Raw genomic sequence first — 9,948 nt, forward strand, 5'->3', positions numbered from 1 at the left:
AGCAGAACTTATTAACAGCAGAGTTTATAAATAATAGAACTTATGAAAAGTATGACTTATAATAAGTAAACCTCTAAAGTAAAGTGCAGGATTATACTAATCCATTGACTATCAATATAAAATGCATTTAATTTCTTTTATATGTATCTGTAGGATCTATCTTTCTTTTATTTTGTTTTTTAGTTCAGGAAAGTCTTTTACAGAATAAGTCTTTCATATAACAAATTTCAAAAATATACCGAATTAATGCAATAAGTTATATAGTTTTATCAAATTCAGGGAATGTCATTGTTGAAGTGGATTAAAAAGCTCTTTGGAAAAAAAGAAGGTTCCAGTGTGGAGACTGGTCTCAGGGAGATTAATTTTGAAGACCTGCCAGCATGGCTGGATACAAGATCTCAAAAAATCTCTTCCGGGGTGGAAGAGGATGTATCCGACCTTTTGAGAGAACTTGAAGCTTCGCTTCTGGCACTCAAGGAAAGTAACTTTAGGCTTGCGGAAGCTAAAGTCGAGGGAGACTTTGATCTCAGGGCTGTAAAGCGAGCGAAGAGCAACAGAGAAAATGTGATAAAACAGGTCACAATGTTGATAGATAAAATCAGAGTGACGGAAAACAGGGATTTCAGGGCTCTTGAAAGTTTCTATGGGGCAGCTACGCAGAACCTGAACACTTGCTTGGAGCATATGAATCAGAGTTTCAGGTATACCAGAGGCGTTTTTTCTGAAGAATCAAAAGAAGTTAGTGAAAGCCTTGCCAGCCTGGGTAAGGTTTTTAACGAGCTCGGAGAGGTAATTCAGGTAAATAAGAAGGAAATGGACACCATAGAAGCAGCTCGCTCAGATACTAATAATATACAGGAGCTTTCTGCCTCAATAGCTGCCGAAGCGCTGGAATTTGAATCCAGAAACCAAAAAATACAGGCTTTGAAGGCTGAAACTCTCGAAGCCAGCCAAGTTCTCGAGGATTTCAAAAAAGGAGCTATCTGGCAGAGTTTACAGAATCTGCAGGCAGAATCTACTGCCGCCAGGGAAAAACTCAAAAAAGCCGAGACAGGCTTGAGTTCTCTAGTGCTCCCGCTTTCAGGCCATCTCTCAAGGATTAAGAAACTTCATGAAAGCAGCAGGTATACCTTAAAGCCGGAAGTAAAGAAACAACTTGATATTTGCCTTGAGTCTCCAGTGCATGTAGATCCTTCTTTTTTCCCGGAACTCCAAAAGATATTTGAGGACAATGCTCTGGATATGCAGGCCCAGAAAAAAGAAAAAGCCCTGTCACAGGTTAAAGCTGCGATCTCGAGTTTTCCAGATCGAAAAAAAGAGTATCTTAAAGCCTTGCAGGAATTTGAGGCAAAGAAAGTTGAACTCGAAAGCTCGGATACCGGAAAACTGGTTGAACTCGAACATAAGGAAACTGAACTTTTAAGCAGGACTCGCTCGCTTGAAGAGGATATTGAGGAGTCTGAAAAGAAGCTGGCCGCTTTAATGGAAGAACTGGAACACCGAAAGGAAAAATTTCTTGCCAGTCTCAGTTTAATCGACAGCTATGTACATGTGAACTTCCCGAGTTCCACTTCGGGAGCACGGCCCTAATCGCGCCTCGGGAGCACGAAGCCCTTTTCGCTTCGCTCAAGAGAGATGTATTATAATTAAGATACTTAACTAAATTAATAGGGCAGATTTATGGAGTCTGAATTTTCCAAGCTGCGGATATGTTTATGGTATAAGTAACCGAAATAAGTTTTCCCATGGTTACTGTTTTCTGCAGTTATGGAGAATCAGGTTGGCGAGGTCTGGGTTTTGCTCAAAACTGTATAGTGTATGTATTCTGAAAGTTTTTATCTCCTTTAATAATGTCTAAGAAAAGAGGTTTGGCAATGACAGAAGCGCTTTACTTCCTTGATTGTTATCTGAAAGAATTCGAAGCAACTGTCCAAAAAGTTACAGATGATCGGTTTGTAGTTCTTGACCGTACCGCTTTTTATCCCGAAAGCGGGGGTCAGCCTAATGATACCGGAAAATTAGTTCGTGAATCAGATGGGGCTGAATTTAATGTCCTGTATGTGGGTAAGTTCAATGGAGATATCAGTCACGAGGTAGCTGACGAAAGTGTTTCTAACGGATTAAAAGCAGGGGACAAAGTAAAAGGATTCATTGACTGGGATCACCGTTACAGGCACATGCGGATGCATACGGCAACTCACGTAATCGCAAATGTGATTGAGAAGGAGGCAGGAGCTCAGATAACTGGAAACCAGCTTGGTCTTGATCAGAGCAGAGTTGATTTCAGCCTTGAGATTTTTGACAGGGACAAATTTGCTGAATATGAGAAAATTGCCAATGATATTATAGCCCGGAAAAATCCTGTTAATCTCTACCTTGTAAGCCGCGAAGAAGCCGAAGAAAAACTTTCGCGGTTAACCACGCTGGCGAAAGGCTTTTCCGATGAAATAAAAGAAGTGCGCATAGTCGAAATCGAAGGGGTTACGATTGAAGCCTGTGGGGGGACCCATGTTAAAAATACTGAGGAAATAAAAGGCATAAAGATTGCAAAACTTCAGAATAAAGGAAAGAGCAACAGGAGAATGTACTTTACGCTCGTGGATTAAGCTCTGGATCGAATCTGGACCAAACCTGAGTCTTTTCTTTTATTATTTTCTTTTTTACTTTTTCCTTCTATTGTTTCTTTTTTCTTCTATTGTTTCTTTATTTTTCTCTGCCCACTTTCCCATTTCCTTTTTTCTTTCTGAGTTCAGGTCTCAAGAAGGTCGTATTCTTTCAGCAGGATGTATTGGGCTGGACTTTGAATTTTTGAGTCTGAATACAATTATCTAATATTATTTATAATTTAACTTATAAACTAATCAATTGATAAACTGATCAATGGGGGGGTAAGATTGCTTAAACTAGGATATAAAATCGCGCCTGAACAGTTTCCTCCATCGGAGTTGCTGCAACAGGTCGTAACGGCCGAAAAGGCAGGCTTTGAGAGTATTGGTGCCAGTGACCATTTCCATCCCTGGAGTGAAAATGGGCAGGCCTGTTTTGTCTGGAGCTGGCTTGGAGCGGCGGCTGTGAGTACTCAAAGCATAGAGCTGGGAACAGGCCTGACCTGCCCGATTCTGCGTTACAACCCTGCTGTTATCGCTCAGGCCGCTGCAACCGTATCTTCGCTTGCAGGAGGACGGACCTATCTTGCAGTCGGAACAGGGGAAGCTCTAAATGAATATCCCGTGACCCTCGAATGGCCGCAGTATGACGAGCGTCAGATACGAATGATAGAGGCAATCGGACTTATCCGTGAACTCTGGACCGGACAGAAGGTCAGTTTTGATGGGTGCTACTACCGGACAAAGAACGCAAAAATATATACTCTGCCTAAAAATAATATCTCTATTTATATTTCCTCTCTTGTGCCTGAAAGTGCTTACGTTGCAGGCTACTATGGGGACGGTCTTCTAACTGTAGGGGGAGAGTCAGATACGCAGAAGTATGAGCAGATTCTTTCCGAGTTTGAAAAGGGAGCCAGGGATTCAGATAAGATCCCAGAAGATCTGCCAAAGGCTATAGAGCTTTTTGTGGACTATGGGACAGGTTCTGAAGCATCTATTGAAAACTTCATGGAGTACTGGGCTGGAGCACTTATACCTGCCCTTTTCGTTAATAAAATATACACTCCGGAGATGTCTGCTCAAAATGGGAAAGTCGTAGGTCCGGATACAATACGAAAACATGGTTGTTTTTCCGAAAATCCTGAAGACCACATTAATTTTGTAAAGAAATTTATTGATTTAGGTTTCACGCACATTTATTTCCATTCGGCAGCTTCAGACCAGGTAACTTTCCTCAAAGCCTACGGAAAAGATGTTTTATCGGGGTTAAAAGAGATGGGATGATCTCCTTTCCCCTTTTCAACGTTTCTGAGTTATGTAATTTATTTATACTTTCCTCTTCTACAGTGTATGTTGATTCGAGACAATAGATGACGCATTTACCTGTGTCAAGATCAAAAGTTTGTTTTGAGAAAACCCTTTATGAAATGGCATACTTGAGCCTTCTTCAAAGAATTATAACGTTTGCGGTTGTTTTAAGTGTGCGTTATTATTTGAGGTATGTATATGATCGAAGACATGACGCACGTAATGCTATTCGTCAAAGACTATAATGAGGCGCTTGATTTTTATACGAATAAGCTCGGCTTTGTAAAAGTAACAGATGTTAGCCCAGTGCCTGGATGGCGCTTTTTGTCCGTCGCTCCAAACGGCCAGGGTACAGAAATAATTCTCCATGTGCCCAATCCTGCAATGCAGGGCGAGGCCGAAGCAAAGCGGGAGACTGAACTCATAGGTAAAACCCCAGCGCTGATATTTAAAGTCGATGACTGCAAGAAAACGTGCGATGAACTAAGGGCAAAAGGCGTAACGATTGTCGAGGAGCCAGGAGAGGCGCCTTACGGTATACAGGCGCACATAGTAGATTTGTATGGGAATCCACTTTGGTTAATAGAGCCTCCCAGGTAAAAATAAAGTAAATTAAGTTATTTTTGCCTCGCTTACTTTGCCTCGCTTGCTGAATCATGGTAGTCTACTGTTGTCCACTTGAGCTGATTTCATAAGCCTTCACAGGCGTTTATACCTTAAAGGGTCGTTCTAACAGAAATTTGGGGAAGAGGATCTCTTTTTACATAAAGCATTTTCTTTTTCTTATCAAGTTCAAGTTGAATACCTGTATTTTTCTATTTATAGAGCCGAAGCTCCGGATTTTCTGTCTAATATTAATCTTATACCTAATTTTCTGTCTAATGTTAATTTCTAAATTTATCATGTATATATTTATATATTTTATAATATATTTCATTTATATGCAGAATTTCCGATAATAAGGCTCACATTTCAGTTCTTTCATTTTTAAGAGTTTTTAACTCCATTTCTTTGATTGGGATTATAATTGTATAAGGTCACCAAAATGTGATTTTATGATAAATGAACACAATCAAAACTTAAAATGTGACCTTGATAAAAAAGCCGCTCTTAAAGGTGAAGTTGAGCGCCAGTTAATACACCTATTCACAGGTATAACTTTAATTCTTCTAATCCGGGTAGCCGGCGATATGGCACTGCCTCTCCTGCTGTTTCTGCTTGCTTTCTATATAACAACTTCAATAGCTATTATTCTGGATAAGCTTCCGCTTCGCTTATCCACTTTCCTGTGTAGATGGGGAAGGCCTTCCAAGCAAACTATACCGCTTAAAGGAACTATCCTGCTCCTTTGCGGAATAATCCTTTCTCTTATATTATTCCCTGAAGAAATTGTGTATGCTTCAATTGCAGTAGTCGCGTTCGGAGATTCGATAGCAACCGCCTTAGGCGTGCTGGCAGGTAGGCATAAGCTGCCGTACTCGGGAGAAAAAAACCACAGAAGGGACAGTATCAGGTATAATAGCAGCCTTTTTAGCGTCTTTACTTTTTGTGACACCTGCTCAGGCTTTTACTGGGGCTACAGGTGGAATGCTGCTGGAAAGCGTTATAGGTTTGCAGACAATCCGGGAATTTAACTCGCAAATGATCTTCAAATTTTTCTTTAATGATAATTTCTTAATTCCTTTATTTTCAGGTTTGCTCATGTATATTGTAGGTTTATCTAGCAACTGAGAATGATTTTCTCGAGGTATGCTGTAGATTTAAATTATATAAAAATTATGTTTTATTTATCTCTAAATAGGGGTATGTAAAATGGCAATCGGGATTCTAAGGTTAATTATCGGATTGATCATCCTTCTGATCCTCATCCGGCTATTGATGAGCTTGCTCTAATTAGCAGGAAAGCAAATAATGGTACAGGGGTTTTAAACTGGCTTTTCGCAGGCACCTCTAATCTGAATTTATTAGCCTTAGCGTCGGAAAAACTAGCAAGCTCAGGTATCTGATTAGAAAATGCAGCAAAAATTTGAACTTCTCTGTAAAACAAACAGAGATTTTTACTCAAGCCTGTTTTTCGGGAATTTTTCAGTTTTCTACTTTTCCTCTACTTCTTCAACACATTCCGAACAGCACTATTAGATAAGCTGTATAATAGGCTATCAAAGCTACCCATTTCGCTTTTTTATTTCCCAGCCTGTACTGATAGGCACGAGAAATATTAAGCTTATCAAATCATGCGGAGTTCAGCGTTAGTTTTATATTACAGAATTATAAGCCAAAATCATATCAATTTATTTTCATTTACTAACTCTGAGCCTCGGTAGCTTTCAAGAAAGTTTTTCTATATATGTGGCGAATTTATTTACTGATAGAGTAGTTTTTCGGCGTCGTTTACTCCCATGAAGGGACTTTTCTTTCTTCAATCTACCTGTTAAACCAAGCTATTTCTTAAGGCATACCTTTCAATAGATGCTAACCAAAACCCTTGGTTTACAGATATGTTCTGTCTTTAATTTCAAAAAAAAGCAAAAAGCTGTTAGATCTAAATAATCATCTTCTACCAAACGTTTGATTTGAATTCTTTTTTATATTATATCTAACATAATACTCAATGGTGGGTGGGCAACTAATTGGGAAAGGCAATAGCTACCTGAATCCAGGGAGGTGAACTTATATAAAAGGTCCACGCCAGGCTGAAGAATCTATAACCGGCGGGGAATAGGTTATCCTGCAAGTAGAGATGACCTTGTAAAGTTTGCCGAAGGTGAGCAGGCAAGCAATAATGTTCTGGATCTTCTGAGTGGATACCTGAAATAGAGCATAACAGCCTTGAGAGGTTAACAGCCTTGAGAGGTTACCAGAAAAATCGAATGTCTGGAAAGCGAACCATCAAACCACCAAACCCAAAAGAGTACTGATTCACTAAGCAGGTGTTTTAGAACAGTATCTCTAGGTCCAGGTGGTACCGAAATAATGGCTTACCCTATGCAAGAGGTAAGTTATTGAACATTGTATAGTCGATATAACCGAGAATGACCGAAAATTCAAAAATAATAAAAAGTGGGGGGAATTTATGCAAACAAGTCCAATTGAAGTTCAGAAGGCTTTAAAGGATATAGATTATCCCGTAAAGAAGAAGCAGCTTATTGAGCACGCTAAGAAGCACAATGCTAGCGATAAGGTAATTGAGGTTCTGGAAGACCTTCCTGACAAGGAGTATACCAATGCTGCAGCTGTCAGCAAAGAATTTCAAGGAAAATAATTCTACTTTAGATTCAGTAAGGTATTAAATGGGAGGTATTAAATGGGGAGCGAGTAAAAAAGGCTCCCTCTTTATCCAAATAAAAAAGGAGGCTAATAAACCCCCTTTCTTTCTTTGGAATGTGACATCTGATCAAGATTTCTGGGCTATTTCTCTGGCAACTTCAATATTAAAAATTTAACAAATATCAAAAGTACTTTAAATATGCTTTGAATGCGCTTTATGTGCTTTAAATATACTGTAAATACACTATAAAAATATAATAAAATAGTTATGTACTATTTTGTGAGAAGCAGACTAATTCAAAGTGAAAATGATATTACAAAATTTTTGTCTGAACTCCTAATATTACTTCTGGAAACCCAAATATTAGCGGGGTCTAATGCGATAAATCTTGTAATAATTTGAGTAAAATCTCATTGCTCATTGGAATAAATTAAGAAACATTCGGCTCAAAAGCCAAGAAATTGTTAAAGTTTAATAAAGCTTAATGCAGTAAAAATAAATACCATTATACCAGATATTAATAATTCAATTAGTTCATCGAGATCCCCAGACAATAACATGTTCATAAATGAGGCTCTTTTTGAATTATTTGATAATTCTCTTTGTGTTAACTTTAACGAGAAGTCAAATAGGGGAAATCATAATGGAAAGAAAAGGTTCCCAGAGTAGGGATCGGGGTTCCAGCAGAGAACGCGGCTATGGTAAAGGGCCACAGACGATGTACAAAGCAAAGTGTTCAGACTGTGGTGAAGAAACAGAAGTGCCTTTTAAACCGGATCCTGAAAGGCCGGTCTACTGCAGGGAGTGTTACGCAAAGCGTAAACCTAAAAGGTATTAATAAATTTGGGATCAATCCCTGTTGTTTCATTCTAATTAATAATCTTTAATTGATTCGCTGAGGTTACTATTCTTACCTCAAGCTTCCTTTTTCTTTTCTGGTTTGTCTTTTTGTCTTTTTCTTCAATTTTCTTCTTTCTGTTAATTTTCTTTACGTCGCCCTGAAAATACGATAATCTATAATTTAAAAATGAATGAAATCTAAAATGAAGCAGCTTTAAATTTAAGAATATTATTCCGGTTCCTGTGTTTCGAGTTCTCTTTCTAACTGCGTTATATCCAGTGACACCCGAAAGAGAGCATCCCTTCCTACATCCCTTACATCAATTTCTACTGGTTGAGTTAACGTAGCTTTGACGGCTCTCCAGTTTTCCCTGAATATGTCAACAATTTCCCATGGGCCAGCAGAGCTATCTTTGATCTTATCGCGGGAAAGTTGCAGAAGCAGATGTTTTTTTTCCGCTGGGGTGAGATTTTCGATTCCTTTAACCTCTGGCTCGCTTACAGCCGTTTTACCCATTTTGAATCGAGCTACTATTGGCTCTTCGGGCTCATCTTTTATTTCACTTGTTGCTTTTCTTCCCATCAATTCAACCCCTTCTCTATTTTCAATCCGGTTGCTGATCAATAATCAGAGCAAAGGTCTGAAGGTTCTTGGGTCCAGATGAATGTTTTTCTGGCAATAATTGCATCTTGTCTCAAGGTGCTTCCCTGCGAGAAGAGCTCTCTCTACCTCTTCCTGAGGTGAGATGTACTGTGTCATCTCCTCTGCGCAATAGGGACACTTTATCTTCAGCCAGTCAAGCCTGGTCAGTTCCCTTAGGTTCTGTATTAATTTTCCCAGAGCATCCTCATAAGTCTCAGGAGAAAAGACAATTGGCTGAAGATGGTGTATCAGGACAGGTAATTCGACTCCTGCTTCCACCAGCGGAATTACAAGCTGTTCAATTCCGACTGCAAGGCCAATCTCCTGATTTACTTCCGGAGATCCTGCACCTTTCTGTGTGAGAATCGGGATAAAACAGTCTGACTGGCGAATACCAAAACGTATCCTTTCGCCCAGTGAAAGAATACGAGCTTTCCTGTACAGGGATGAAAAGCTTTCCAACTCCACGACCCAGAGAGCTCTGGCAAGTTCCTGAGCAAGTGGTTCGTCCTGCTCGCAGTGAGATATATAAATTTTTGAAATCATAGCTGCCGTACTTTAATGGAATTACTCTACTTTCTTTGGTTTCTTATCGTGCTCATTTTCCGGCTCCGGATGAGGTATCGGCTCAGGTGGAGGAACAGGTTCAGGCTCAGGTTCAGGTATCGGTTCAGGCTGAAAAGATGGTTCTTTGTCTTCTTCTGGCAAAATAAATCCCCCTTGTTCAAATATAATTTTTAAATTATCAGGACGTTCTATCATGAGAAAGTTTTCAAAAATCTATCTATCTGTAAAGTAAGGTTAGTTTTGTCGATTATAGAAGTATAGGAATCTGTTTTTCTAAATTAAAATCAGATATTATAAATTTTGATTTATATCTCTAGTCTACTAATTTTCGATAATTGAAAATCAACTGAAATGGAGTAGCATGATGAAAATAAAAATAGAAAATAAGCCTATAGGCTTGCCTTCTTCCCTGAAGGCACATTACTATATTAAAGTCAATTGCAACGGCGACAGCGGGAACTATATCCTGGAGTGCTAAAATGTGTTTTTATCTATGAAGGTAGGGTTGAACAGAAAGTTTGACCGAGAATTCCTATTAGAGATTTTATCTTTAATGAATAATTTTCATTATTTGTTTTTCCTTTTTGGCTGTCGGGGATAAAATTAAAGAATATCATTAAATAATTTATATAAAAACAAACAATTATACAATATAGCGGGTTATTTTACATAATGTCTCTGGCTGATGGTGTAAAACTATCTTTAGTAGCTGC

General features: G+C 38.9%; 11 protein-coding genes. 8 read left to right on the plus strand and 3 right to left on the minus strand.

Features of this window, described 5'->3' with window-relative positions; all coding sequences use genetic code 11:
* Positions 1-282: 282 nt before the first annotated feature.
* From BP621_RS04745 to BP621_RS04775, 8 genes are all read left to right on the plus strand, one after another.
* Entirely contained in the window at positions 283-1,590 is a 1,308-nt protein-coding gene (locus BP621_RS04745) for a cell surface protein (RefSeq protein ID WP_292388237.1), read from the plus strand.
* 284 nt (positions 1,591-1,874) lie between these two features.
* Complete coding sequence (gene alaXM / locus BP621_RS04750) at positions 1,875-2,606, plus strand: alanyl-tRNA editing protein AlaXM (RefSeq protein WP_292388238.1); 732 nt, start codon at positions 1,875-1,877, stop codon at positions 2,604-2,606.
* Between the two features lie 288 nt (positions 2,607-2,894).
* Positions 2,895-3,893 (plus strand): TIGR03557 family F420-dependent LLM class oxidoreductase, encoded by a 999-nt coding sequence (locus tag BP621_RS04755; RefSeq protein WP_292388239.1) that lies wholly within the window; start codon positions 2,895-2,897, stop codon positions 3,891-3,893.
* 222 nt (positions 3,894-4,115) lie between these two features.
* The gene (locus BP621_RS04760) at positions 4,116-4,517 is read left to right on the plus strand and encodes a VOC family protein (RefSeq protein WP_292388240.1); all 402 of its coding nucleotides are present in this window, start codon (positions 4,116-4,118) and stop codon (positions 4,515-4,517) included.
* Positions 4,518-4,972: 455 nt separating this feature from the next.
* Entirely contained in the window at positions 4,973-5,551 is a 579-nt protein-coding gene (locus BP621_RS04765; protein WP_292388241.1) for a hypothetical protein, read from the plus strand.
* Between the two features lie 1,084 nt (positions 5,552-6,635).
* The gene (locus BP621_RS17185; RefSeq protein WP_394339283.1) at positions 6,636-6,734 is read left to right on the plus strand and encodes a DUF2795 domain-containing protein; all 99 of its coding nucleotides are present in this window, start codon (positions 6,636-6,638) and stop codon (positions 6,732-6,734) included.
* Between the two features lie 256 nt (positions 6,735-6,990).
* Positions 6,991-7,179, plus strand: coding sequence for a DUF2795 domain-containing protein (locus BP621_RS04770; protein WP_292388242.1), 189 nt, complete (start codon positions 6,991-6,993; stop codon positions 7,177-7,179).
* 649 nt (positions 7,180-7,828) lie between these two features.
* Complete coding sequence (locus BP621_RS04775; protein WP_292388243.1) at positions 7,829-8,023, plus strand: CxxC-x17-CxxC domain-containing protein; 195 nt, start codon at positions 7,829-7,831, stop codon at positions 8,021-8,023.
* A gap of 231 nt (positions 8,024-8,254) precedes the next feature.
* Here the strand turns inward: BP621_RS04775 and BP621_RS04780 are convergent, their stop codons facing one another.
* The 3 genes from BP621_RS04780 to BP621_RS04790 are packed head-to-tail and all read right to left on the minus strand — an operon-like array spanning position 8,255 to position 9,376.
* On the minus strand, positions 8,255-8,608 hold the full coding sequence (locus tag BP621_RS04780) for a hypothetical protein (RefSeq protein ID WP_292388244.1): 354 nt from the start codon (positions 8,606-8,608) through the stop codon (positions 8,255-8,257).
* A gap of 45 nt (positions 8,609-8,653) precedes the next feature.
* A complete protein-coding gene (locus BP621_RS04785; RefSeq protein ID WP_292388245.1) occupies positions 8,654-9,214 on the minus strand; it encodes a toll/interleukin-1 receptor domain-containing protein in 561 nt (186 codons plus the stop codon).
* 21 nt (positions 9,215-9,235) lie between these two features.
* Positions 9,236-9,376 carry a hypothetical protein gene (locus tag BP621_RS04790; RefSeq protein WP_292388246.1) on the minus strand — a complete coding sequence of 47 codons (141 nt, stop codon included), beginning with the start codon at positions 9,374-9,376 and terminating at the stop codon, positions 9,236-9,238.
* Positions 9,377-9,948 lie beyond the last annotated feature (572 nt).

It is taken from the genome of Methanosarcina sp. UBA5 (assembly GCF_002505485.1).
In the GTDB taxonomy this organism is placed as follows: Archaea; Halobacteriota; Methanosarcinia; order Methanosarcinales; family Methanosarcinaceae; genus Methanosarcina.